Here is a 25,836-nt window from a genome sequence, read left to right as displayed (position 1 = left end):
TCGTGGGAGAAGAAGGATTCTTAGCGCACTTCGCCTTTTCAATCGGTGGGCTACCCATCACACAGAGCGTATTGACCACGTGGTTCATTATGATGGCCTTATTCCTTTTGGCATGGAGTTCTACTCGAAAACACTCTCTCCTACAACCAAGCACTTGCCAAGTCATTTGGGAAGGCGTTTTGAGCACCATGCATGATGCGATGAACGAAGTATTGCCTCAACACGTTGAGCAGATATTTCCTTTTGTAGCCACCTTATGGATTTTTATCCTTGTTTCCAATTTAATCGGTGTTATTCCAGGATTTTATTCACCAACGGCTGATTTATCTGTGACGGCGTCACTTGCGATGATTACTTTTTTATCGGTACACTGGTTTGGAATTCGTGCCGAAGGATGGCGAGATTATTTGAAACATTTTATTAAGCCAACTCCTTTTTTGTTGCCTTTTCATTTGATAAGCGAAATATCTCGAACATTCGCATTGGCAGTCCGATTGTTTGGTAATATCATGAGCTTGCAATTAACCGCCTTGATTGTCCTCATGATTGCCGGATTTTTAGCCCCTATTCCAATCCTCATTTTACATATTATTGAAGCCATCATCCAAGCTTATATTTTTGGCATGCTGGCTTTAATTTATATCGCTGGGGGCATTCAAGCCCATGAACTTAAAAGCCGAGGAGAATCGTTATGAATGACATGAGTTGGTTTAGTTTAGCGTCAACCGTTATTGCGGCAATAGCCATTGCCATAGGAACCATAGGACCGGCACTGGCCATGGGGCGCGCCATTAGTCACGCCCTGGATGCTTTAGCAAGGCAACCTGAGGCTGAAAAATCCATCACGAGAACCTTATTCATTGGTTTGGCCATGATCGAATCATTAGCCATTTATTGTTTGGTGATTGTTTTGATTATTCTCTTTAGAAATCCATTATTGTCTTATTTTGTAACGCAACAGGGATAAAGCCAATGGAACTCTCTTGGACCACTTTTTCATTAGAAATCATTAATTTTCTTATTCTCCTTTGGATTTTGAAACGCTTTCTTTATGCGCCAATACAAAAAACCATGTTAGAACGAAAAAAAAGGGTGCAAGAACAATTAGAGAATGCTGCAACACTGCACGAGGAAGCAAAGCAATTGCAAACAACCTATGAAAATCGTCTTACCGATTGGCAACAAGAGAAAGCGACCCTGCAAAACGAGTGGCATGAGGCAATGGAACAATGGAAATTGGAGGAGAGGCTTCGTTTTGAAACACAATTGAGTCAAGAGAAAGAACAGATTTTTTCCCATGAAATGCAACGAGCTTCAACCATCATTGAAAACAATGCTAAAGAAGCATTCCTTTTGGCTGGGAAATTTGCTGAAAAGTTGTTAATACCTTTTGCTGATGCGCACCTTGAAGAGAAAATCATCGAAAAAACCATCGAGGAGCTCCATCATTTCCCAGTGGAAAAATGGCCATGGGGGAATATTATTTCTGAGGAAGAGACCGTTTCTATACAAAGTGCCTACCCCATCAAGGAACATCAAAAGCAGCGACTGCTACAAGCCATTGAACAATTAGTACCTCAAACACTTAAAATCCATTTTACGGAAAATCCGAAGCTTCTAGCCGGATTAACCCTTCAAATGGGTCCGATGTGTTTGCAAGCCAATCTTCGTGATGAATTAAAATTCTTTACAGAGACAAAAAATGAACTGGCCTAACACCTCTTCTTTTCTTGAGAAGCAACGACAACGCCTTGAGAACTATCAGTTTCAAGTCAAGATCTCAGAACAGGGAGAGGTGGTTTCTGTGGGAGATGGCATTATCTGGATTAAGGGATTACCTGGAGCCGCTATCGATGAAATTCTTATTTCAGAGGATAATTGTTGTATCGCCATGGTGTTCCATCTCACAGAAGACCTTGTAGGCGCTGTTATGTTGGTACAAACCAAAAAATTAAAGGCAGGCACCCTTATTTTCCCTCTGAAACGAGTATTGAGTATTCCTGTAGGCGACAACCTGCTCGGGCGGGTGATTGATCCTTTAGGCAATCCATTAGATGGCGGCGAGATTCCTCCGTGTGATGAACAAGGATTACTTGATAGGTTGTCGCCACCTATTATTCACCGCGACTTTGTCAGTCGTCCCTTTTATACGGGCAATAAGATTATTGATAATTTAATTCCTATTGGCAAAGGGCAGAGGGAATTAATTATTGGCGACAATGGGCTTGGTAAAAGTTCTCTGGCCATTGATATTGTGATGAATCAAAAAGATAAACAGGTGTATTGTGTCTATGTGTTGATTGGACAAAAGCGTTCCACAGTGAGCACTACCATTCAATTATTAAAAAAAGCCAACGCATTGGACTATACAACTGTTGTGGTGGCCCTTGCAACGGCATTACCTGGATTACTTTATCTGGCCCCTTTTGCAGGGTGCGCCATTGCCGAACACTGGATGAAAAAAGGCTTGGATACCCTGGTGGTTTATGATGATTTGAGTGCCCATGCCAATAGTTACCGTGAGCTTTCCCTTTTACTGCGTAGACCACCTGGACGTGAAGCGTTTCCTGCTGACATTTTTTATCTGCATTCCCGTTTATTAGAGCGCTCAACCTGTCTTTCCCCTGCTATGGGAGGCGGCAGTATGACTGCGTTGCCTATTATCGAAACCAAAGAAGGTGACATTGCGACTTATATCCCTACGAATCTTATCTCAATCACCGATGGACAAATCTTTTTTGATGAATCATTATTCTCTTCTGGATTTCTTCCAGCCATTGATATCACCAAATCGGTCTCACGAGTCGGTGGTAAAGCTCAGTATTTGCAAATTAAAAAAGAAGCCAGTCGAATGAAACTGGATTACATGCAATTTCTTGATTTGGAAATGTTCACTCGCTTTGGGGCAAGGCTGGATGCCAAAATGCAAAAGCAAATTCAAAAAGGGCGAATTTTAAGAGAAATTCTGAAACAAGAACGATTTTCACCACTACCTATTGAATTTCAACTCGCATGGCTGATTGCTTACAATGAGGGTTTCTTTGACGAATTGAATTTAGAAGACGTCCCCAAAAACCTCAAAAAAATAGAAGAAGAAATAAAACAGAGCAATTGGTCATTGGGAAGCACCCGAGAACAATGGAAAAAGGCTATAAAAGAATGGCTAATGGCATAGAACTGACTCATTATCCATTCCAAAGTAAAGTAATGAGTATTATTTACCACTTGGATGGTTATATGACTAAGCGAACGAAACTGAAAGAACATCTTCATACCTTAGAGGAAATTGGCAACATCATGACGGCCATGAAAAATCTTTCTTTAATTGAAATAGGCAAAATTACCACATTTCTTTCCATGCAAGACAAAGTCATTAGAACCATTCGTGAGGTGAGCAGTGATTTTTTAAGTTTCTACCCTATTTCCCTCATGAATCAACAAGGGAATCACCCGTTAATTTCTATTCTTATCGGCTCAGAACGAGGCTTTTGTGGTCCTTTTAATGATAATTTAATTCATCAGCTGGATGCTCTCAAAGAGCAAAATTCTGAATTGGAGCCAATACTCATTCTTGTAGGAAATAAACTGACACTAAAAATGGCTAATGATCCTCGTGTCATGGCAACAATAGAGGGACCCAATGCTATTGAAGAAATTCCAGCCGTGATTTTAAATTTATTACAAACGTTAGAAAAAGCCTTATTACAAAGACATAGGATATTACATTCTTTGCATTGGAATGTTCTCTTCAATGAGGAAGAGCGAAATCAAATTCAAGTAAAAACCTGGCGACCCTTTGAAGAATTTGATCCAAGTCTTGCGAATCATTTTTCTATGCCACCCATTTTAAATTTACCCAAAGACCAGTTTTTTTCTGACTTGGTAGAACATTATTTACTTGCCATGTGTTATTCGATTTTTTATCAATCGTTTTTTGCGGAGAATCATCAAAGACTTTTTCATTTAAACCAGGCATTAGATCGCCTAGAAAATAAAAAAAATTCATTAAACAATCGTCTCAATTTACTGCGCCAAGAAGAAATTACTGAAGAAATTCAGAATATTTTGCAAAGCGCGGAAGCGATTATTGGCCAGGAACTCACTTAAAAATATGAGGTAAACAAGTAACACCGCCTCTTTATGAGGTCGTTTTCTTATACGGGTTACAGAATTAATTACTACATGAATTCATAGTAATACCTTTTGAGTCATTGGAAATTTGTTACAGAATATGGGATAAACTAATATTAGATGGGAAAACAAATAATTTCAGCTCAAAATACAGAATGGTCTTTTAGCGAATAAGAAAGACTTTCTTGCGGACTGCTTCACTTAAATCATTTCATGAATTGACATTTTAAGTGAGCTTTGGAGGAAGAGGATGCCGTTTCAATACATTAAAAAAGGATTTGCTCCGCTTCGATTTTTTCAAAAAGGGTTAGTTTATTGCATGTTGGCGGTGACCTCTCTTGCTTTTGCACAACCCTCAACGGAAGAGCATGCCGCACATCATCCAGGAGGAAAAGAGAAAGAAGGCGGGGGAATGAGTGGCATGATGAAAAACATAGGTACTCCCTCTCAGGAGCTTTACCCCTCTTTAATGAATTTACCCACACTATCCCCAGAAAAACGCATTGCAATTCAACAAAGGGCACACCAACGGATAACATCGGGTATTGCGCTCATGAAAGATGGGCTTAGCAAGCTTTTATCCGCCTCCAACAATAACGATTACGCTAAAATGCAGGAGGCTTTAGAGAAATTACGTGAAGGGATTGCCCAATATGAAAGTGGGCTGGCAGCACTTCGTGCGCTTGCTGAGGGGAAAAATCCGCACTACATCGCATTACAGTGGTTTAAACGGGAAATGAATCTCCTTCCAAGTGCTCCTCAAGCCAATCATATCTTAGGTGGTCCTTTTTTTCATTTAACGATTATAGGCCTATTTAGCCTGTTTTTTTTAGTCATGATTTGGATGTATTTTTTCAAAATGAGAAGGTCCGCTGCATTGCTTGACCGTTTAATAAGACAAAATACGGCTGCTTCTTCGGATGCATCACACTCCTCTGCAAAAGCAGCTGAACCAACACCTTCATTAGCATCAGTTGAATCCAGCGGCACAACTCAAATTTCTGAAGCACCGTCGGAAACCGCATCAACTGCCCCTCCTAAATGTCTCATTCCTAAATTTCCAGTCATGAGATCGTTAACCGAACCGGAAAAGAAGTGGGAAGGAAAACTCCGCGTTTGTCGTATTTTTCAAGAAGCTCCAGGAATAAAAACATTTCATTTGGCGTCACAACATCAGGTGGCTTTACCATTTACCTATTATCCTGGCCAGTTCATTACGCTCACCGCGGTGATTAATGATAAAACAATAAGGCGCAGTTATACCATGGCCTCGACACCAACCCAATTACATTATTGTGCCATCACGGTAAAGCGAGAAGAACAAGGCTTGTTTTCTCGTTATTTGCATGATGAAATTAAGGAAGGCGATCTTCTTGATGTGATGGGGCCCAATGGTAAATTTACTTTTACTGGCGAAGAAGCAAAAAGCATCGTACTGATTTGTGGAGGAGTTGGCATTACTCCGATGATGGGTATCATACGCTATCTTACTGATATTGGGTGGCACAATGAGATTTATTTGCTTTACTGTTGTCGCACAACCGTTGATTTTATCTTTCGCGAAGAATTAGAACATCTTCAGGAAAGATACCCTAATCTCCATGTTTATGCTTCGATGCTGCGTTCAGAGGGAACCATTTGGATGGGCTTACAAGGCATGTTTACCAAGAATATCATCAGCTATCTTGTCCCCGACATTGCCTCCCGTCGTATTCATGTTTGTGGTCCTCCTGCCATGATGGACGCGGTACTGGATATCTTGAAAGAGCTTAACGTACCAAACGACTTGATTGTAATAGAAGCGTTTGGGCCGGAAAGAAAACCTGAAATAACGCAGGCAGACTTTGACTTCATCAAAGCAGATGCTCATGCGATGGTTTCTTTTAGAAAATCCAACAAAACAGTTCCGATTTTGCCAAACCACACACTACTTGAAATAGCCGAAGCAAACAGTATTGCTATTGATAATGCCTGTAGAACTGGTCAATGCGGATTATGTAAAGTGACATTGCTGTCAGGAGAGGTGACCATGGCTTGTGAAGATGCCCTTTCAAAGGAAGACAAACAACAGGGGCTTATCTTGGCCTGTCAGGCAAAAGCCACCCAAAATATTGAGGTGGATGCTTAATGAACGCGCCAGGACGTATGATGGTTTTGGGCTTGGTACTGTTAATGCTTATCACGTGGCTAGGCTTTACAGTCCATGTGTCTCCTCGATTTGCAGGGAGTTTTTGGGGTGGGGTTTTTGGCGTTAGTGGCTCGATATTGATGCTGATTCCACTATTCTATGTCTTTATTAAGCGCATTTCATTTTTGAAGAATTGGGTAACGCAGTATGTCTCCATGAATACCCTGTTGTCCTGGCATATTTACACAGGCATTATTGGTTCTATTTTAGTCTTGATTCATACAGGGCATAAATTCAATGGCGCTCTGGGTATAGCCCTTACCGCAATGACCCTCATTGTCACTATCAGTGGTTTTATTGGTCGTTATCTCATGGGCTTTATTACTCATGAAATAGATGAAAAAAAGGCCATACTGATGGGATTACAAAGGCAATATCAAATCGTTGCCCAAGAATTGCAATCGAGCACATACTCCAAACAGAAAATCGGGAAATTAAGTCTTATGAGCGCGCGCTTCCTTCTATGGTTGCTTGAAGGCACCGTATTTGATAGTCATTTAATAAAATCTTCAGAGGTACGTGCTTTGTCTTTAGCAGAAACCATATCTGAGCTTGAATACGCCATCCGTTTTCATGAGCACTTCAAACGCGTATTTCAAAAATGGTTAGCGTTTCACATTATTACAGCACTGGTATTGTATGTTCTGCTGGGTCTGCACGTGTGGTCCGGAATTTATTTTGGATTAAGGTGGTTTCGATGAAGCTTAGCTGGGCTACATTGGTTGCTCTTACCATTATAGTGGTGCTGTCTTTTGTCGCCTATTACACGTCTTATCATGGGGATGAGGTGAGCAGCTTGACTAGCGTGGCAGAGTGGCAAAGAATGGCTAGTCCCGGAGAGCTTTCCAAGGCTCACTCTTTTCTTAGTCACAACTGTAATGCGTGTCATACTCCAGTAAAAGGGGTTGAGGCAGTCAACTGTATTGCATGCCACGCCAACAACGAGTCTCTTTTAAAACGCCAACCCACCTCATTTCATGCCAACATTGGCAGTTGTGTTGAGTGTCATACAGAACATCAGGGTGGCAAGACACGCTTGACTCAGATGGATCATAATGCTCTGACTTCCTTAGGACTGCAGCAACTCCGTTCCTTTTCAAATTCGAATGATGAAGAAGAACGGTTGATTATTGAGCAGGTTACGCTCTTTTTAGAGCAGAATGAATCCAAAAGACCAACGTTACTGGTAAACCCCCATTTATCGAGTAAAGAACTTACTTTACGGTGCGCATCATGCCACCAAAATAAAGACAAGCACTTTAAGTTATTTGGTGACGATTGTTCTGCTTGTCATGAAACGGCTCATTGGAGCATCCCTGAATTTAGACACCCTTCCCCTCGCTCAATGGATTGTGCTCAATGCCATCAAGCCCCACCCAGTCATTATATGGAGCATTTTAATATGATTTCAAAAGTAGTGGCTCACGAGCATGAGGCTCGTGTTGACCAATGTTTTCTTTGTCATCAAACCACTTTGTGGACTGATATTAAAGGCGTTGGGTTTTATAAGCATCATTGATGGGTATAGGTTTCAAGTTCTAATGCAGTTAATTCACTGAAATTCAACCAAGATAATTTCCTTTGTAAACCTAGCTTGAAAACAGTTTAGGAATAAAGGCCGGAGTTTTCTGTGCATAGTGTTGGTATTCTTCCCCGAACTCCCTAAGCGTCTCCTCTTCTTCTTTATGCGCCAGTTTCACATACATGATGACCAGTATAGGAAACATGATTAAGGTCAGAATGGTTGGCCATTGCAGTAAGAAACCAATCATCACCAGAATAAATCCATCGTATTGCGGATGACGAATTTTAGCATAAAGTCCTGTCGTGGCTAATTGATGATTCTTTTGAGCGCGATAAAGAGTACCCCAGGCTGATGCAATCACCCAAAGACCACCGATGATGAACACAAAACTTAAGATATGAAAGACATCAAAATGGGGATCTCCTTTCAAGCCAAGTAGAGTATGTAATAAATGGCCACTGTCATGACCGTACAAATCAACTCCAGGATAATATTTAGAAAGCCATCCTGACAATAAATAAATGGTTAAAGGAAAACCATACATTTCAGTAAAATAAGCAGCCACAAAGGCAGAGAAAGCCCCAAATGTGCGCCAATCTCGCCCTGTCTTAAATGTGGTGGTAAAACTATAGGCAAACAGAATGAAAATGGCTGAATTAACAATAACTAATGACCAAAAACCATAAGCATAAGCAGTATGTTCCATTTCGATCAATCCTTATTCTCAGAAGAATCGTTGTCCTCATTATCCGATTTATGGTGATGGCCCTCTCCATGCCCCCCATGTCCTTTGTGCATAAAAAGATGCATCAATGGACAGAGTAAGACTAAGAGCACCAAAGGCGAAGCTCCTAGAAAGCTTGCTATGTGCACACCATGCTCTACAATCAAGTAATAGCCAATAATCCCAATAATGACGATGGCCACCAAGCCAGAAGGAGAACTCCAAAAGCGCTTCTCATTTTGTGGTTTTGGTGGCCTCGGGTGATGCCCAAATGCAGGCGACATGATGTGTCCTCCTTTGACTCATTAATCCTATTAGTATAGTCCATTCTTATAAAGGATTGCGCCAGTAATGTATAACCCGAAATGCCTCAAAATACGTTCAAAAATATGTTCAAAAATTGAATAATTATTATGCCTTGTCTATAATTAAAACGATAAGTGTTGGATTTATAATAGTTTAGAATGGCATAATCACATCCTTTACAAGGAGCAGTGTATGTGGACTTTAAAGATGTTGAAACTGTTTGTTGCTGTAGCAGCTTTGGCAGGTTCAACTGTTGTAACTGCTGCCTTTGATACCTCAATCAAAAATGATTCACAATTAGGTTCTATGATATTGGCTGCCAATGTACCTCATGCACCTCACTGGACACCTCATGGTGGACCTGGCCGGTGGCATTGGAATGGACATAGATGGCATTGGATTCAGTATCACCAAAATTGGCATCATAACTGGCATCAAAATTGGCACCAACAAAACTGGCATCACGGTGGACAAGGCGGGCATGGTGGACAAGGTGGGCATGGTGGCGGACATTAGGCGTAAGGAACTCATTCCCCAATCTTGATGACTGAGCTAGGAAAGGTCATAATCTTTTGTTGAAAAGGAATTTATTGTGCTAAAAATGTGTTCAGGCAGATAAATGGTCACCATCCTAAGAGAGGTAGTGAGTCTTTCTGGTATTTTGTAAGAATAAGCCTAATATTCCAATCACCAAGCCAGTTCATTGATATGAGATAATGTCCATCCTTGATGGACTAATATCACGAATGAGACTATTTATTCCTATGAATTCCAAATAAGACAGTTGATCAGTACTTTTATGGGTTTTGCTTTTTTAAAAAAGAACAGCAACCCCTAAAGTAACTGTGTCTTGAGTGGTGGGCTCTCCCTGGCTTTGAAGAATCCTCTTAAGAGTCCCATACTCTTTATCATGTTCGTACTCTGTAAAAATACTAAGCCCTGGCTTAAGACGATAATAAGGTCTAATGATGTAACGCATTTGGTTTAAACCATTGCCAATCTCATTTTTGATTACGGTATGGGTGGCCAGAATGCTACGGATCCCCGTTAGGAAGAAGAAGTTATTGGTCAACTGGTTAGCTCGTGCCAACTGAATGTCAAACTTAACACTACCATCACGGTAATAGGTTCTAATGTTGGTATCAATGTAATAAGGCATCACCCCTTCAATACCAATACCGGGTTGCCAATAAGGTCCTCCCGGGCGATAAAAATAATTGACCCCACCTTTAATGGCCCAAAATTGACTGATCAAATGCCAATAGAACACATCGATGTCTGCATTTTCGACTGCTCCTTTATAGATTTCAGCATCCTCAGTATACAACTGCAGTTTATTGTAATCTGGGCCATAGAGGCCTCTAAACGTCATTTCCTGAGCGTTATGAAAAGGGTCTTCTCCCAGTTCGAGGTAGCTTGCGCGATAGAAACCTTGATGATGCCCTGCGGGGTGATTGATGAGTGCCGTATCCAGTGGCATGACTTCGTCTTCTCTTACGATAGGCCGATTAATATAGGCTTGTTGAAAAGCGTAATTCTCTGGTTTTAGAGTACCTTTGGCAATCTCGATGATGGTGGTGTATTGAAATACCCGCGCCATACCCGCCGTCATGTGCAAAAGATGATGGCAATGGAAAAACCATTGGCCACTGGCCTCCGTATCAAAATCAGCAACGGCAGTGGCGCCTGGGGCGACCTCAATAGTATGCAATAAAGGATCGTAAGCCCCATGGCCATTGCGTAAAATAAACCAATGGCCATGAATATGCATGGGGTGACGCATCATCGAATTATTGGTAAAAATAATCCGATAACGCTTTCCTGGCTCAATCAGAATCGGTTTGGCCTTGTATTCCGGTAGGCCATTAATAAACCAGATATAACGGTCCATGTAACCAAACAATTCCATTTTAATAATCCCATCGACGGGTTTATTCGGATTATTTGTTTTAACTGCAGCTTTTAACTCTTGATATTTGGTTCCTATTGTGGTGGCCTTTGTAGAATCAGGTGGCTCTATCTTATCGCCTATGATGGTCGGCTCAATAGGCATCTGCATATTCATGGAATCATTCATCGACATGCCATGCTCCATAGGCATATCAGGCTTCATTTTCATATTCGCAGACATGTCGCTGTAATTAGCAGAGTGAGCCATTTTTTTGCCCATGGACCCTTGTGTTGAAGAAGAATGCTTTGGCATCGAATGAGACGATTGAGTAGAGTTAGGCCTCTTATTGTTGTTCATTGTGCCATGATTCATGCCCGGCATGTCCATAGTCTTCATCGAGGTCAATGAGGACTTGGATTTCATTGAGGGTAAGGAGTGAACTGAATGATTTGATAAATTGTCCATTTTCTTTTGGGAAGTCATGGAGGCCATGGAGTGATTGGCACTTTGCGAACTCATTGTCTTAGAATGCGAAGGCATGGTCATTGATGGTTTCATCGCCGTTGATGATTTATTTTTGCTCATCAAACCATGCGGTTGGTTTCTATCCATCGCTCCGCCATTCATAGACTTCATCATGTTGGCCATCATCTCTCTTGTGACAGGAAGTGGTTCAGGAAAAGGAGTCACCTGCTGATAGTTGACGGCTTGGTTAGAGTCGGTCACTAAGGCTCCATAGGCTTTGCCCAGGGTGTCAATCGACTCGGCATAAATAATGTAAGGTTTGTTTTTTTGAATTGTAACCAGGATATCATAGGTTTCACCCGGTGCAATCCAAAAATCCTCAATAGGATAAGGTGACACATCATTTCCCTGGATGTGCACCATGTCCACTTTGGCATCAGGAATTTTGACGCGATAGATGGTACTTGCTCCCGCGCCAATGAAGCGTAAACGCACGGTATCCCCTACCTTCACAGGGGCTGTCCAAGGATGGGATTGAGACTGACCATTTAATAAATACGCATCGTAAGCCACATCACTTAAATCATAGATGCTCATGCGCATTTGTTGCATCATTTTGTAATCAGCGATTAACTTTTTGCGCTCTTCAAGAGAAGCTTTGCGATAATCATGAAGAAATTTCATAAGAGAGGGTTGTAGGGGAAATCGAGGACCGTAATAATCACCGTCTTTTTTTAAATTCGCAAGCACTTGTTCGGCGGGTGTGTTGCTCCAATCGGATAACACCACCACATAATCTTTGGTGTAGTGGTAGCTTGGTGGGTGTGGTGGGTCAATAATAAAAGTCCCATACAAACCTTCTTGCTCTTGAACCTTGGCATGGGCATGATACCAATAGGTCCCCCTTTGATAAAGCTTAAAGCGATAATGGAACACCCCTCCTGGGGGAATTGGCTTTTGACTCACCTCGTCCACCCCATCCATTTGCCAAGGGACTAAAAGACCATGCCAATGAATAGACGTTCCCTCATCCAAATGGTTATACACATTGATGGTGACATCATCTCCTTCTTTAAAATGTAACGTAGGCGCCGGAATTTGCCCATTGACGGCAATGGCACGCCGGGGTTTGCCTGCAAAATTTACCGTTTTATAAGCAACCACCAAATTGACGATATGCTTTGCTCCGCCTGTCATGGTGAGGGGCTTCACTGTACTAATGGGTTGCTTTTTAGACGGTTGTTGTTCCGTTTTGTATTTCACAGGTTTAGGTTGAGACGGTGTTGCCTTGGGAGAGGTGAGTGTTTGGGTTGAAACATTGTGTTGCTCATGCTGGGCAAACAAAGCAGAAGAACTGAACAATAAAAAGGAAAAAATAAAGAAATAGTTCCTTACTGAACAACGCAAGTCCTTTTGTAACATGTTTCCATCCTTCTATGACAATCGTATTAATGCGGCGATACCGTCTTTTCTGCTTTGACAGGCAGAACACCATACCCATAGCGATAGACTAATTCCCCTCCATACCAAGCCGTTGTGAGTAACAGCACTTGGACAATGAACAACGCCATTAAGAAGGTCAGAGTCGGTTTTTGGCCTTTAATATAACGCCAAATTGACCAAAAAGCCATAAGTACAATAGCACTCGCTGTAGCTAGTGCCCAGTTGCGGTGAATCACTTTTGCTGCATGCAGCATAGCGCCATGTTTTACCGTATAAAAAGCATAAAACCCAGCTGACACGGTGGTAATCGCGCTCAATGCGGCTAGCCATAAACACCAACGTGCCACTATCTCAAATTCGACAACCAACAAACTCCTTTTCCATCGGCTATAAGAGGCCAAATAGATGACGGTATAAAGAATCACTGAAACGGTGAATAAAGCTACTGTAAAATGAACAAAAATGGGGTGCCAATTAGGTATAATTTCTATCATGGTCGATGCTTTCCTTATTCCAGTTTGGGAAACCAACATCCCCTCACCCTTGATTTCCCTATAAAAAATACCCCATTCTAATGGACATGCTATGGATGCCTCTTTTATTCCTTACTCTTGTCAATTAAATGGTTATGCGCCATGCTAAAGGTTGGCTATGGAAATAGCAACAATAAACCAGATTGTTTCTAAAGGAATGGCTATGAATGCGAAAGAGAGTTTTGTAGAGAAGGAACACAAAGAAAAAACAAGGGAGGCTATTCCTCTTCTTGATGAGAAAAAACGTCATGAAATCATGGAATTAGAGAATGAGATTGACCTTGATGACGAATTTTATGCCATACGCTCCATGAATTAACGTCCTCGCACGTTAATCGGGGTCTTTATAGAGCGCATCAAACCAATTTGCCATCAAATCATTACGCATTATTCTGACCGATTCTAACGAATCCCTTATCATTTGTGCCCAAGCATGCTCTGTTTTTTTAAAGTAATTGTTCTCTGCTGCCATTCGGCGATTAGCATGAATGGGTAGGGCTAATAGTTCCATTGCTTTCATCAGCGGATTCACTTTTTCAGAAAAAACATAGCGACTCATGCGTATGGGATGAGTTTTCTCAAGCCACCAGGATAAGAAAGGATTACTTAAGCATCGCACCAAGGGTTGCGTTGTTTTTTGGTAAATCGAATCATTGGCTTCAGATGTTTGACGAACCTTGTCAAACGGCTGGGTGGAATGACTTGTGCAAAGTTCTGTGAGTTCGCGCTCTTCAAAACGCACATGATATTGTTCTTTACTGCAATCGGGATCACCCGTTGGGTTAATAATCATCATTTCATAAAGCCCTGGCTGCAATTGCTCAATGGCATCACTATGCTCTAAAATAGCGCGATGGTGCAAGCGAACGACTTTGGCTGAGACAAAAATCCCTAAATGCCCTATGGAGGGGTGAAGAAGATAAACAATCCGCTGTTTGGCTTCCTTCAATGCTTGCGTAGTAGGATAAATCGTTCTTATCCAATGCAAAGCCTGCCTCGGTGGGGTAATTTGATCACCTTGGGAAGCAAAGAGAACAATGGGACTTTGAATGCGTTTCAAATCGTAAACACATCCTTTATGAATCTGCATTTCACCGCGCTCTAGTTGATTACCAATAAAAAGATTATTCACTGTGGCCATTATCTCTTCTTGGCTAAATTGGTAAAAACCATTCCACCAGCGCTCAAATTCTAAAAATCGCTCCCTCCCCTCATCGATTTCATCAAATAAACCATAATATTTATCCCAAATCGCTGTGGTTGGATTGAGTAATTCAAAATTAGAGACTAACCACGCCCCATCCAATACTCCCTCCTTTAAATCCGATAGAAAGCGGGCACTCCAGGAACCACCCAAGAGCCCCCCTAATAATTGCATGGGGTTGGCTTCTTCTTCACTGTTTGACCAATAAGAAACCGGTGAGCCATTCATGACCGTCAAATCAACGGTTCCCACACAATCAGAAGCCAATAAGGCAAGCATCCAACCGGCTTGACAATTACCATAAAGAATGGGCGATTTGCCTTCATGCCAGGTTTGGACTTTTTCAACAAAATGGCGCAAAGTAATCAGGACATCAGCGAGCGCTTGATGCGGAACAGGGTTAGGATAAAAAATAACAAAGTACACGGGATGACCACTATGAAGTGCAATGCCCACTTCAGAGTCCCGCTTGAAACCACCAATCCCTGGCCCATGGCCTGATCTGGGATCAACGATGATGACCGGATGAGCATGAGGATCAAAACACTCTTCAAAACAAACATCGCCGACCTCAAGAATTTTAACTAAGGCATAATTCGTTTTGGGCTCTAATGATTTCCCATCCAGGACTAGTTCGTATTTAAAATTAAGCAGTGGTGGCAACCCTTGTTGTTCGTGCTCCATCATATTATTGGCACGTTCACGCAAAGCATCCAAAAACAAAATAGAACGCTGCCAACAATCCAGTTGATAAGAAAAAAAATCACGCCCAATTTGATAAGGCGAGTCGATGTTTTGCTTGTCCATGCGTTACCACCATCCTGAATAATCAACCTCTTTATTTATTTTGGACTAGCAGAGGGACTTTTACAAAAGTTTTCAATCAATTGGATTCCTGCTATTTAAAGACAACTCCTTTTCAATTCTTTTGAGGGGCTTGATGTGTACGTCTGAAAAGTTTTGTAACAATAAATTAGATTAAATACAATCTAGAATGATTAATATAATTTCGAATTAATCGGTTCAACGGATACTGAAACTATAAAACATCTTTTTGGTAATAATAAAGGTGTTAGAACCCTTTGAAAATGGAATTAGCGGGTTAAATTTTGTGCTATGATTTACTATATTTTATTGATTATAAGCTTAATGCCAAGGATATCGGCTATGAATGAACTAGAAAAGGAATACTGCCCTAAGAAAATTCTATTAACTCCGCAGGAAGAATCTCCAGAGGGTTTAGATTCTTGTTGTGTACCCAGTGATGTGGGCGTTTCAGATAATCTCTTTGCTTTTTTTGGTCAGTTATTTCAAGCAAACCTTGCTAAATGGACTGCGGGGATAAGCCCTGCAGCGATAGGTTCTTCTTATTCCACCTGGCTTTGGCAATTAGCACAATCCCCGGAAGTATTATGGGAACTGGCCTTTTATCCTGTCTTTCATGCCAATGACTGCATTAATAATATCATTTGTGTCGAGCGTGCTGCTGGTGGTAAAGACGTACGTTTTAAAAAAGACAGCTGGCAGCCTATGCCTTGGCGTTTATATGCGGAAGGATTTCTGCAGGTGGAGGATTGGTGGCGACGCGCCACGACCAAAGTTCCTGGTCTACCCAAACAGGTGGAGCGCACCGTTTCATTCTGGGCACGACAATATCTTGATGCCCTGTCCCCTTCCAATTTCGTGTGGTCTAACCCTGATTTATTTCATGAAGCCATTCGCACTGGGGGACTTAATCTCATTCAGGGCGGCCAAATTGCATTTGAAGACTGGCTAGAAAAGCTAACAGGCGCGCCTCCTACAGGTTCTGAACATTTTATCCCAGGTAAACAAGTGGCTATTACCCCAGGGCGGGTGGTATTTCAAAATCATTTAATTGAATTGATTCAATACGAAGCTCAAACTAAAACCGTGTATAAAGAGCCAATATTAATCCTGCCTGCCTGGATTATGAAATACTATATTCTTGATTTATCTCCCCATAATTCCTTGGTGAAATGGCTTGTTAGACAAGGGCATACCGTATTCATCATTTCCTGGCGCAATCCAGATAAAGAAGACCGTGATTTAGGAATGGATAATTATTATCGCCAAGGGGCCTTGGCTGCGATTGATGCCGTGTCAGCTATTCTGCCCAAAATAAAAATTAATCTGATGGGTTATTGTTTAGGTGGCACGTTAGCCCTGATTACTGCGGCAGCGATGAGAAGAGATAAGGATGAACGCTTAAATAGCCTCACTCTTCTTGCAGCTCAAGGGGATTTTACTGAAGCAGGGGAATTAATGCTCTTTGTTACTGAAAGCCAAGTGGCTTTCCTTAAAAACATGATGGGAGAACAAGGATATCTTGATACCAAGCAAATGGCAGGTTCCTTTCAAATGTTACGCGCTTACGATTTGATATGGTCCAAAATGGTTCAAGACTACATGAAAGGGATGCGGCGTGGGATGATTGATTTAACCGCTTGGAATGCGGATGCCACCCGAATGCCTTATAAAATGCACAGTGAATATCTTGAAAAATTGTTCTTAAAAAATGATTTTGCAGAAGGGCGTTATACCGTAGAAGGAAAGCCAGTGGCTGCTGAAAATATCCAGTTACCCATTTTTGCAGTCAGCACTGAAAAAGACCACGTAGCACCCTGGCAGTCGGTTTATAAAATCCACCTTATGACGGAGGGTGACATTACCTTTGTCCTCACCGGCGGCGGACATAATGCAGGGATTGTGAGTGAACCGGGTCATCCTGGGCGCTCTTACCGTGTCCATGAGCACAAGAAAGGGGATGCTTATCTCAACCCCGCGAGTTGGCTTGGGATTGCAGAAAAACAAGAAGGCTCCTGGTGGCAAGAATGGCACGATTGGTTAGTGCAGCAATCGACTAAAAAACGCATTCCTCCACTGGTCATGAATGCCTCACTACCTGTTGCACCAGGTACTTATGTACTGCAGAAATAGAAGGGAAGAAAGATGGACAAGGAGTTTCTTGAGAATGTGACCTTTGATGAGCTTACGGTGGGCCGTCAAGCGAGTCTAAGTAAAACACTCACTCAAGACGACATCAATTTATTTGCGGCCATATCGGGTGATGTGAATCCTGCTCATGTGGATCCGGTGTTTGCCAAAAACGATATCTTTCATGGTATTGTAGGTCATGGCATGTGGTCCGGCTCGCTGATTTCAACACTTCTTGGTACTGTTATACCTGGTCCAGGTACCATTTATCTTAAACAGGATATTCAATTTAAAAAGCCAGTGCGTTTAGGGGATACTCTCACCATTACCATCATCGTCAAGGATAAGGGTGCCAATAAACCCCGCGTGATTTTTAATTGCAAGGGCGTAAATCAACACGGAGAAACAGTCATCGAGGGGTTAGCAACCGTGCTTGCCCCAACGAAAAAAGTACGGGTTGCACGGGCTCATTTACCGTCTATAGAAATTCATAGCCACGATCGCTTCGAGGCGATAATCAAAGCGTGTCGCTGTATGGGCGCTATTCGCACGGCCATTGTGCATCCGGTTAGTGCCAGCTTAATGGAAGCAGTGAACGATGCGGCAAAAGCTGGGCTTCTTAATCCCATATTAGTGGGGCCTTTGGCCAAAATGAAGACAGCAGCCCGTGAAGCCAATATTAATTTATCACAGTGGGAAGTTATTGATACGGAGCATAGTGATGCAGCAGCAAACAAAGCTGCTGAATTAGCAGCCTCTGGAGAAATTGATGCCATTATGAAAGGTTCACTAAGCACCCATGAATTAATGGCGGCTATTGTGTCCACGACATCTGGTTTACGTACCCAACATCGAATCAGTCACGCCTATGTCATGGATGTCCCTTCATATCACAAACCGCTCATCATTACGGATGCAGCGATTAATATTGCCCCTACTGCCACCGACAAAGCGGATATTTGCCAAAACGCTATTAATCTTTGGCGAGTATTATTTGGCGAGGATAAGAAGCCCAAAGTAGCTATCCTTGCCGCTATCGAAACCGTCGACCCTAAGATGCAAGCTACCGTAGATGCCTCCATTTTGTGCAAAATGGCTGACCGAGGACAGATAAATGATGGCATTCTTGACGGTCCCTTGGCTTTTGATAATGCAATTAACAAGGAGGCAGCCAAAGAAAAAGGAATCCTTTCTCCTGTGGCAGGAGACCCGGATATTCTTTTGGTTCCTGAAATCGAGTCTGGGAATATTTTGGCCAAACAATTGACTTTTCTAGGCCATGCGGATGCTGCCGGAATTGTTTTGGGTGCTCGTGTTCCAGTCATTCTGGTGAGCCGAGCCGACTCTCTGCGAACGAGGCTTTTTTCTTGCTCCCTGGCTGTTAAACTGGCGGCAGCTCGAAAGGAAGGACGAATCAAATGACCCAAGTACAAGCAGCCAGTATCCTTGTGATTAATGCAGGCTCTTCCAGCGTCAAATTTCAGCTTTTTTCAAGACAATCCAACCCACAGCTTTTAGTTCAAGGAAAAGTTTCTGATATTGGCGAGAGTCCTTCTTTTATAGCTACTGATGCAATACCAAATTTCGGTAATACAGAGGTTGATAAAAAAAGCCTTTCTGATGAGTGTACGCATGAAGAAGCTTTATGTCTTATTTTGAACTGGATTGAGGAGTGGAGTGAACAATGGCAAGTGACTGTGGTTGCTCATCGCATTGTCCATGGTGGAACCCTCTTTAAAAACAGTGTCGTAATCAATCCAAATGTCATGCAGAAATTATGGGCATTAGCCCCATTAGCTCCTTTACACCAACCACATAATTTGAAAGCCATTGAGCTCATCAGCGCGCTGAAACCAGAGGTACTTCAAATTGCTTGTTTTGATACAGCGTTTCATGCCCATCATGAGGCTTTGTTCACCGAGTATGCATTGCCACAAAAGATAAGGGAGCAAGGTATTCGTCGCTATGGGTTTCATGGATTATCTTATGAATGGATTGTTCACACCTTGCAACGCTATGAGCCGTCATTAGTTGAGGGACGGCTTATTGCAGCCCATCTTGGCAATGGAGCGAGTTTGTGTGCAATACGCAATGGAGTAAGCGTTGATACGACGATGGGCATGACAACCTTGGATGGGTTACCCATGGGAACTCGTTGCGGGAGCCTTGATGCCGGTGCTGTGACGTTTATGATGCGTCATTTAGGATTGTCTTCTGATGAGGTTGAGCATCTTCTTTACAATGAATCTGGACTTCTTGGTTTATCAGGCTTAAGCAATGATGTTAAAACCTTGCAAGACAGTACGGATGCCAGGGCTCAATTTGCGCTAGAGTATTTCTGTCTCAAAACTTCCCAATTCATGGGGATGATGGCAGTAGCCCTAGGCGGGGTTGATGGCATCGTGTTTACAGGCGGTATAGGTGAGAATTCAGCCTTTGTGCGAAGCACTGTCTTGCGTCATTTGAAATTTCTTAAGCCTTTTGAAACACGAGTTGTTGCGGCCAATGAAGAGCGCATGATGGCACTGCATGCCATGTCACTTCTTGAACATCAAGCGGGAGTAAAAACTGATGGAGAATAAAAAAGGGTTGATTGTTGGTATTGCCAACGAGCACTCCATTGCTTGGGGTTGTGGCAAAGTGTTACATGAAGCGGGTGCTGAACTAGCAATCACTTATCAGAATGAGAAAACCAAGAGTTATGTGCAGCCTTTGGCTGAAAAAGTGTCATCTCCCATTGTTATGCCCTTAGACGTGACGGATAAGGCACAATCTGATGCCCTATTTCAGAAAATAAAAGACTGCTGGGGTCGTCTTGATTTTGTTATCCATGCGATTGCCTTTGCACCAAAAACTGATTTACAAGGTCGTGTTGTCGATTGCTCGAAAGACGGCTTCATGATGGCGATGGATATTTCTTGTCATTCGCTCATCCGGTTGGCAAAAGCCGCTGAACCACTGATGGTCGATGGGGGTAGTATCATGACCATGAGTTATTATGGTGCCGAAAAAGTTGTAAAAAATTACAACCTCATGGGGCCAGTCAAAGCCGCTTTAGAAACCTCAGTGCGTTATCTTGCTATGGAACTTGGGAGCAAAAAGATTCGGGTCAATGCCATTTCCCCAGGGCCAATCAGTACGCGTGCGGCATCAGGGTTGGCCGATTTTGATAAACTGATGGAAAAGGCTGCCAATGAAGCCCCTTTACATCAGCTGGTGACGATTGAGGCTATTGGAGAGGCAGCTTCTTTCTTGGTATCCGATAAAGCCTCATCCATTACTGGACAAGTCCTTTATATGGATGGAGGCTATAATATCAAGGCCTAATAAACCAAAAGTAGTTCTGCTCCCCAGAATGGCACTTGGTTATTTACATGTATTGCCCACCATTGACATCAAAATTGGCGCCCGTAATAAAGCCACTTTGCTCATCAGCTAAGAAAGCAACAATGCGAGCAATTTCTTCAGGCTGCCCCAAGCGTCCGACAGGAATTTGAGCAACAATCGCTTCTAAAATATCGTCCCTCATGGAAGCGAGCATCTCTGTTTTAATGTAGCCAGGAGAGACTGTATTCACGGTGATTCCTTTCTTTGCCACTTCTTGCGCAAGACTTTTGGTGAAGCCGTACAGCGCTGATTTACTGGCGGCATAATTACACTGTCCAAACTGACCTTTGCGTCCATTAATGGAGGAAACTGTGATAATACGCCCATAACCATTATCCAACATATTAGATAGCGCGGTTTTCGTCATATTAAAAACGCTATTTAAATTGGCATTGATCACATCCTGCCATTGTTCGGGAGTCATCTTTTTCAAGGTGGCATCGCTGGTAACACCTGCGTTGTTGACTAGAACGTCGATTTTGCCGTATTTTTCTAAAACCAAATCCACCAATTTTTCACAATCATTGAAGGAAGAAATATTCGCGTAGACAATGTCGATATCAAATCCCTGAGTAGCTTGCTTCGTCTGCCATTCTCTTGCCAAATCATGATTGCCCTGTTTGAAATAACAGGCAACAACTTGGTAATCCTGTTTTTGCATCTCTTGGCATATGGCTGTTCCAATGCCACCTGTTCCACCCGTCACTAAAGCAATTCGTTTATTCACCTTCCTTCCTCCTTGATTTGGTTATTAATTATTTAACGAGTTCAATGTCCTCTGCTTGCGGCCATTTTTGTCTTCTACCTGCTTTAAATAGAACATTTGCTCCATCGGGAAGTGTTTTAAAGCCACTACCTTGTATGGCGCTGAAATGGACAAAATAATCCTTGCCACTGCTTCCAATAAAGCCAAAACCCTTGCTTTCATTAAACCATTTCACTTTGCCGCGAATTTTATTGTCATTTTGGTATCTTTCCTGATAATTGAGTGCTTTATAGTGTCATTTTTGAGGGACAATGAACGTAAGTCTGATTCAGAGTATCTTTTGACAAATAACCCAATCATTAATGCATCGTATTCTACTCCTCTTTTCTGCGTCACTGCAATTTTGTGCAGTGACGCAGAATACAAGCCTGGATTTTACATAGTAAAATCAACATATTACTGAATTTTGTCCTGACGCCGGTCTGGCGTCAGGACAAAATTCTTCTCTTTTAACCCTTGCACAGCAAGCACTGCTTTGATATTTTTTAATGAAACACAACTGATGAGCTGGTGTGATTCCAGCGAAACGTAATGCAACGTCTTGTGCAAAGCCACTTTATTCCCTAACTCTGTGGCTGGACGTTCAGTCGGGAAAACCATCTAGGAATCTCTGTCATCCGACAGGGCAACTCCCTCGGGAGTTTAAGTCAATTTATTTCAATTTGACCATGGACTTGTGACAAAGCCCATTGTTTTGTCGTTTTTATTAATCAACAACACAAGGAGGAAATAACCAGAAAAACTGTTGTAAATCGGCGAAATCGTTTGCCTTATAACGATTGTTTTGCCCCCCTACTTCGAGCTTTATGGCTTTTGCCAGGTTTCATCTTTGAGTGAGCCGCTCGACCAACACTAAACCAGAGACAGGGCAAATGAATTTTCGGATTGGATGATGAGAAAAAATTCCTTAAGACAGGCTGCAAATCGGTACTTCCAACTTGATAACCGAGGGAGCTACCAAGAAAAGAAAAAACGCGCATACGTCATACAAAAGATGATTGATGATTTATTCCGTATTGGAGAGGTTCCTGTTTCATGGCAAGACATGAAATCAGAGCATATTCAAAAACTAATTGAATATTGGAAAAGAAACCTTATTAAAGACGCAACAATTATGCGTTACATGACAATTATCAGAAATTATTTACACAATATTAATTGTCCAATATCCAATATAGACAACAAGTCTCTACAATTGCATCGCAAAAAACTAAAACCCCAACGATTAAAATGGCAACCCAACCTCTGGGAATCGTTCTCTGAAATGACATCACGCATCATTATGGCCTTACAAACAGAATTTGGGCTGACTTTTAGTGAAGCAATACATATTAAGCCAGGTGTCCATATCAAAGAGCATAAACTTTCACTCACGAGAGAAATCACTTTTAACTCGGTGGATAGAACTATCCCCCTCAGAAATGAAATTCAAAAAAGCATCTTGACTGACTTAGAAAAACTAACCAACAGACAAAGCTTAGTACAATTTTTTAGCTATAAACGGGTCAAACTTAACTGGAATTATGCCCTCATAGAACTCGACATACCCATAAAAAAATCTTGGCGTTATTTATATGCTAAGAAAATGTATCAATACTTACTGCCAATACTAGGTAACTACCAAACCTGCTTGGTTTTACAAGATGAACTGGGAATAAAATCCCGTAACACACTATGGACATACCTACATGAGTAAATCAAAACTGAAAAGCGCACTATTTTCTATTAACGAATGTATCAAAGAACTAAATGTATATTCCCATGCCAGTAAAGCTGACACACGCCATATCTTGAATCGCTGCATTAAGGATCTACACGAGCAAGGCTTTATGGTAGCTCATATTAAGGGACTAAAATCAAAACACATTTATGTGCTAGTACAATACTGGAAAAAACAAGGTAAAACCCCAGCCACTATCAAAAACTACATGTCTAAACTGAGGAAGTTATCCATCTGGCTCAATAAACCAGAATTGATCAAACCTAGCAATGATCATTACCAGATTGACAAGCGGAATTATATACCTACTTATAATAAAGCCATTACTGACATAAACTTCTCAAAATGCGAAGAACCAATGATACGTCTGTCTCTTGAAGCTCAATATCTCTTTGGTTTGCGTCGAGAGGAGTCAATGAAATTGGTTATTAGTGAGGCCTGGAGAGGAGATCGTCTCATATTGAAGCCCAGCTGGACCAAAGGCGGTATTGGAAGATCCATTGATATTACCAACAAAGAACAAAAGGAATGGCTAGAAAAAGCGATTAAACAAATACCGCATGGACATTCATTGATCCCCAAAAATAAGACATATAAACAATATCTGAGACAATATCAAACTGAAACAGAAAGGCTAGGATTGAAAAATTGTCATGGTCTGCGTCATGCTTATGCTCAAAAAAGATATCACGATATAACAAGCCAACTATCGCCTGATAAACAGCCATTTAAATGTCCCATTGAAGGGGGAAAACCGTCTAAATATTTGTCTCAATCAGAAAAAGCAATAGATCGTGAAGCCCGTGAAATTATAAGTAGAAACCTCGGTCATTCCAGAGTATCCATAACCAAAAGTTATTTAGGCTGACACTTTTTATTTTTTAGCATTTCAATACACAATTGCATTTTATAGTGTGGCACTGGATGCCATGAGGCTATAAATTCTCCAATGATTTCAAAACCAGCTTTTTTATAAACATGGACTGCACGCTCATTAGAGATCTCAGGATCAATAAGCACTATTTTGGCATTAGAAAATTGACTTAAGATAAATTCATGAATCATCTGTACTGATAATCCCTTACCGATATAATCCAAACTGCAAATGAATAAATCTAGTGTAACCGCACCATCAGGATATTCTTCTGATTTCTCTATTTCAGAAGTAATTAAATAAGCGAATGGGGTTTCATTATCATAGGCTATCCAATGAGTAGCCCAGGGTTCCCCATCATTTAAAAATTGATCAATATCTTTAATGGTATTACTTAGTCCTTCACCATGAAGCCATTCATTAATATGTGGCTGATGAATCCACCCAAGAATAAGCTCATGTTGTGATTTATTCACTGGTTTGAAACAAAAACGAAACTCATTTTTAGTAACTTTAATCATCCAAATAATACCCAAATAGTTGGAAACTAATCCCGAAATTGTATCACTTATCTTGGAGCTATGTATCAATGAATTTTCAAATAAGTTCATTTACTATCAATTGAAAAAAGTCCTTGATTTCAAGAACTGGCTTGATAATCTAAAAGCTACACAACTGAAGAGTCAGTGCAACTCTGACGAAACCTATAGGTCTTGTGATATGCCATCTTGTTCCCTAATTCCATGGCAGAGCGTTTAGCAGGGAAACCCATCCATCAGGAGATGTCTTTACGGCTTTACGCCCGAGGAGTGCTTTAAGCACATCATCATTAATAATCAGGTAAATCAACCGATGTTTCGGTGATCTTTTTTGCATAACCCAATTGGGATTCATAGTCCCTTTGGGGCTAATCCTCCCTATTTCCAAGGAGACTACCATGCAACAACAGGAACCAGCACAACTTGAGATCGAACATTTGCTGTTTGAGCTGAATTGTTGTGTCAATGATTTAAGTCGTCACCGACTGCAAATTAATCCCTATGACATTCAGCAAGCAGAGTTAAGTTTGCACAAACTGGAATCTCTGATTTCTTTTGTCAAACAGTTTGATACTCAACGAATTGCTTGTTAATTGAAACAAATTAAGTCTTATCCGCATAACAGAAAACCACCTGCCTATGCGGATGTTTTTCTGTTATGCGGCTCACATTTAACAATAACAGGAGAATACAATGACTGCATCTTTAAACCGCGTTCAATTAATCGGTAATCTCGGGGCTGATCCTAAAAGAATCACCGGAAAAGATGGATTATCTTTTTTCACAGCCACTTTGGCCACCAATGAGTCATTCAAACAGAATGATGAATGGCAAACCAGAGTGGAATGGCATCAGCTGGTACTATTTGGAAAGCTAACTAAAGTCGCTGAGTTTTTAAAGAAAGGTTCACAAGTATACCTAGAAGGCAAATTGCGTTCTAATCAATGGACAGACAACGAAGGCAAAGCGCGTCAAGCCTTAAGCGTTGTTGTCAGTCATATTCAGCTACTCAGCTCACCGAAATCAACTGATGAATCCAGCAACAAAACCGCAGAACAGCACATGGCTCAAATGCGTGAAATGTTGCAACCCGATTCAGAAGAAATTCCGTTTTAAATCAAACCCTACCACGGGAGCAAGCTCTGTCTCTTGATCACATCTTATCCATGAAGATGCTTTGAGCGA

27 protein-coding genes are annotated in these 25,836 nt (G+C 41.6%); 18 read left to right on the top strand and 9 right to left on the bottom strand.

Annotated elements, in window-relative coordinates:
- Positions 1-2 precede the first annotated feature (2 nt).
- From CC34_RS0110855 to CC34_RS0110820, 8 genes are all read left to right on the top strand, one after another.
- Positions 3-695 (top strand): F0F1 ATP synthase subunit A, encoded by a 693-nt coding sequence (locus CC34_RS0110855; RefSeq protein ID WP_028378345.1) that lies wholly within the window; start codon positions 3-5, stop codon positions 693-695.
- A complete protein-coding gene (locus tag CC34_RS0110850) occupies positions 692-967 on the top strand; it encodes a F0F1 ATP synthase subunit C (protein WP_019235654.1) in 276 nt (91 codons plus the stop codon). Before CC34_RS0110855 ends, CC34_RS0110850 begins: the two co-directional genes overlap by 4 nt.
- A 5-nt stretch (positions 968-972) precedes the next feature.
- Positions 973-1,716 carry a F0F1 ATP synthase subunit delta gene (locus CC34_RS0110845; RefSeq protein ID WP_028378344.1) on the top strand — a complete coding sequence of 248 codons (744 nt, stop codon included), beginning with the start codon at positions 973-975 and terminating at the stop codon, positions 1,714-1,716.
- On the top strand, positions 1,703-3,175 hold the full coding sequence (locus CC34_RS0110840) for a F0F1 ATP synthase subunit alpha (RefSeq protein WP_028378343.1): 1,473 nt from the start codon (positions 1,703-1,705) through the stop codon (positions 3,173-3,175). The genes CC34_RS0110845 and CC34_RS0110840 overlap by 14 nt, the downstream gene beginning before the upstream one ends.
- 62 nt (positions 3,176-3,237) lie before the next feature.
- Positions 3,238-4,107 (top strand): F0F1 ATP synthase subunit gamma, encoded by an 870-nt coding sequence (locus tag CC34_RS0110835; RefSeq protein WP_028378342.1) that lies wholly within the window; start codon positions 3,238-3,240, stop codon positions 4,105-4,107.
- A 274-nt stretch (positions 4,108-4,381) separates the two neighbouring features.
- The gene (locus CC34_RS0110830; RefSeq protein WP_028379477.1) at positions 4,382-6,259 is read left to right on the top strand and encodes a 2Fe-2S iron-sulfur cluster-binding protein; all 1,878 of its coding nucleotides are present in this window, start codon (positions 4,382-4,384) and stop codon (positions 6,257-6,259) included.
- Positions 6,259-7,020 (top strand): hypothetical protein, encoded by a 762-nt coding sequence (locus tag CC34_RS0110825; protein WP_028378340.1) that lies wholly within the window; start codon positions 6,259-6,261, stop codon positions 7,018-7,020. The genes CC34_RS0110830 and CC34_RS0110825 overlap by 1 nt, the downstream gene beginning before the upstream one ends.
- The gene (locus tag CC34_RS0110820) at positions 7,017-7,838 is read left to right on the top strand and encodes a cytochrome c3 family protein (protein ID WP_028378339.1); all 822 of its coding nucleotides are present in this window, start codon (positions 7,017-7,019) and stop codon (positions 7,836-7,838) included. Before CC34_RS0110825 ends, CC34_RS0110820 begins: the two co-directional genes overlap by 4 nt.
- 70 nt (positions 7,839-7,908) lie before the next feature.
- On the opposite strand, the gene CC34_RS0110815 is transcribed toward CC34_RS0110820, so the two are convergent.
- Positions 7,909-8,550, bottom strand: coding sequence for a methyltransferase family protein (locus tag CC34_RS0110815; protein WP_027228240.1), 642 nt, complete (start codon positions 8,548-8,550; stop codon positions 7,909-7,911).
- A gap of 5 nt (positions 8,551-8,555) precedes the next feature.
- Positions 8,556-8,852 carry a DUF2933 domain-containing protein gene (locus CC34_RS0110810; protein WP_028378338.1) on the bottom strand — a complete coding sequence of 99 codons (297 nt, stop codon included), beginning with the start codon at positions 8,850-8,852 and terminating at the stop codon, positions 8,556-8,558.
- A gap of 214 nt (positions 8,853-9,066) precedes the next feature.
- Here CC34_RS0110810 and CC34_RS0110805 point away from each other — a divergent pair, with 214 nt between their 5' ends.
- Positions 9,067-9,390 carry a hypothetical protein gene (locus CC34_RS0110805; RefSeq protein ID WP_028378337.1) on the top strand — a complete coding sequence of 108 codons (324 nt, stop codon included), beginning with the start codon at positions 9,067-9,069 and terminating at the stop codon, positions 9,388-9,390.
- A gap of 298 nt (positions 9,391-9,688) precedes the next feature.
- On the opposite strand, the gene CC34_RS0110800 is transcribed toward CC34_RS0110805, so the two are convergent.
- Both CC34_RS0110800 and CC34_RS0110795 read right to left on the bottom strand, forming a co-directional pair.
- On the bottom strand, positions 9,689-12,652 hold the full coding sequence (locus CC34_RS0110800) for a multicopper oxidase domain-containing protein (RefSeq protein WP_028378336.1): 2,964 nt from the start codon (positions 12,650-12,652) through the stop codon (positions 9,689-9,691).
- Positions 12,653-12,678: 26 nt separating this feature from the next.
- Positions 12,679-13,206, bottom strand: coding sequence for a DUF2231 domain-containing protein (locus CC34_RS0110795; RefSeq protein ID WP_028378335.1), 528 nt, complete (start codon positions 13,204-13,206; stop codon positions 12,679-12,681).
- Between the two features lie 163 nt (positions 13,207-13,369).
- On the opposite strand from CC34_RS0110795, the gene CC34_RS01000000116495 reads away from it, so the two are divergent.
- Positions 13,370-13,525: a hypothetical protein gene (locus CC34_RS01000000116495; protein WP_080274205.1), complete on the top strand. Its 156-nt coding sequence runs from the start codon at positions 13,370-13,372 to the stop codon at positions 13,523-13,525.
- 12 nt (positions 13,526-13,537) lie between these two features.
- Here the strand turns inward: CC34_RS01000000116495 and CC34_RS0110785 are convergent, their stop codons facing one another.
- Positions 13,538-15,217 (bottom strand): DUF3141 domain-containing protein, encoded by a 1,680-nt coding sequence (locus tag CC34_RS0110785; protein WP_028378334.1) that lies wholly within the window; start codon positions 15,215-15,217, stop codon positions 13,538-13,540.
- 360 nt (positions 15,218-15,577) lie between these two features.
- Between CC34_RS0110785 and CC34_RS0110780 the strand changes: the two genes are divergently transcribed.
- Genes CC34_RS0110780 through fabI form a run of 4 tightly spaced genes read left to right on the top strand, consistent with a single transcriptional unit; the run spans position 15,578 to position 20,692 of the window.
- On the top strand, positions 15,578-17,368 hold the full coding sequence (locus tag CC34_RS0110780) for a PHA/PHB synthase family protein (protein ID WP_028378333.1): 1,791 nt from the start codon (positions 15,578-15,580) through the stop codon (positions 17,366-17,368).
- Positions 17,369-17,380: 12 nt separating this feature from the next.
- Entirely contained in the window at positions 17,381-18,787 is a 1,407-nt protein-coding gene (locus tag CC34_RS0110775; protein ID WP_028378332.1) for a bifunctional enoyl-CoA hydratase/phosphate acetyltransferase, read from the top strand.
- Positions 18,784-19,947: an acetate/propionate family kinase gene (locus tag CC34_RS0110770; RefSeq protein WP_028378331.1), complete on the top strand. Its 1,164-nt coding sequence runs from the start codon at positions 18,784-18,786 to the stop codon at positions 19,945-19,947. The genes CC34_RS0110775 and CC34_RS0110770 overlap by 4 nt, the downstream gene beginning before the upstream one ends.
- Positions 19,937-20,692, top strand: coding sequence for an enoyl-ACP reductase FabI (fabI, locus tag CC34_RS0110765; RefSeq protein ID WP_028378330.1), 756 nt, complete (start codon positions 19,937-19,939; stop codon positions 20,690-20,692). Before CC34_RS0110770 ends, fabI begins: the two co-directional genes overlap by 11 nt.
- 43 nt (positions 20,693-20,735) lie before the next feature.
- Here the strand turns inward: fabI and phbB are convergent, their stop codons facing one another.
- From phbB to CC34_RS0110750, 3 genes are all read right to left on the bottom strand, one after another.
- A complete protein-coding gene (gene phbB / locus CC34_RS0110760; RefSeq protein ID WP_028378329.1) occupies positions 20,736-21,479 on the bottom strand; it encodes an acetoacetyl-CoA reductase in 744 nt (247 codons plus the stop codon).
- Positions 21,480-21,507: 28 nt separating this feature from the next.
- Positions 21,508-21,693: a cold-shock protein gene (locus CC34_RS0110755; RefSeq protein ID WP_269456702.1), complete on the bottom strand. Its 186-nt coding sequence runs from the start codon at positions 21,691-21,693 to the stop codon at positions 21,508-21,510.
- Between the two features lie 221 nt (positions 21,694-21,914).
- The gene (locus tag CC34_RS0110750; protein ID WP_028378327.1) at positions 21,915-22,118 is read right to left on the bottom strand and encodes a hypothetical protein; all 204 of its coding nucleotides are present in this window, start codon (positions 22,116-22,118) and stop codon (positions 21,915-21,917) included.
- A 292-nt stretch (positions 22,119-22,410) separates the two neighbouring features.
- Here CC34_RS0110750 and CC34_RS0110745 point away from each other — a divergent pair, with 292 nt between their 5' ends.
- A complete protein-coding gene (locus CC34_RS0110745; RefSeq protein ID WP_028378326.1) occupies positions 22,411-23,214 on the top strand; it encodes a phage integrase N-terminal domain-containing protein in 804 nt (267 codons plus the stop codon).
- The gene (locus tag CC34_RS0110740; RefSeq protein WP_028378325.1) at positions 23,207-24,106 is read left to right on the top strand and encodes a phage integrase N-terminal domain-containing protein; all 900 of its coding nucleotides are present in this window, start codon (positions 23,207-23,209) and stop codon (positions 24,104-24,106) included. The genes CC34_RS0110745 and CC34_RS0110740 overlap by 8 nt, the downstream gene beginning before the upstream one ends.
- On the opposite strand, the gene CC34_RS0110735 is transcribed toward CC34_RS0110740, so the two are convergent.
- Positions 24,094-24,633, bottom strand: coding sequence for a GNAT family N-acetyltransferase (locus CC34_RS0110735; protein ID WP_028378324.1), 540 nt, complete (start codon positions 24,631-24,633; stop codon positions 24,094-24,096). The genes CC34_RS0110740 and CC34_RS0110735 overlap by 13 nt on opposite strands.
- A 416-nt stretch (positions 24,634-25,049) precedes the next feature.
- Between CC34_RS0110735 and CC34_RS0110725 the strand changes: the two genes are divergently transcribed.
- Positions 25,050-25,244, top strand: a complete 195-nt coding sequence (locus CC34_RS0110725; RefSeq protein ID WP_011946067.1) for a hypothetical protein — start codon at positions 25,050-25,052, stop codon at positions 25,242-25,244.
- Positions 25,245-25,344: 100 nt separating this feature from the next.
- Positions 25,345-25,767 (top strand): single-stranded DNA-binding protein, encoded by a 423-nt coding sequence (locus CC34_RS0110720; protein WP_028378322.1) that lies wholly within the window; start codon positions 25,345-25,347, stop codon positions 25,765-25,767.
- Positions 25,768-25,836: the final 69 nt, after the last annotated feature.

The sequence above is a fragment of the Legionella pneumophila subsp. fraseri genome, from assembly GCF_000586315.1.
Classification (GTDB): domain Bacteria; phylum Pseudomonadota; class Gammaproteobacteria; order Legionellales; family Legionellaceae; genus Legionella; species Legionella pneumophila_B.
Note: the sequence above shows the minus strand (reverse complement) of the source record. Positions and strands in the feature narration are given on the sequence as shown.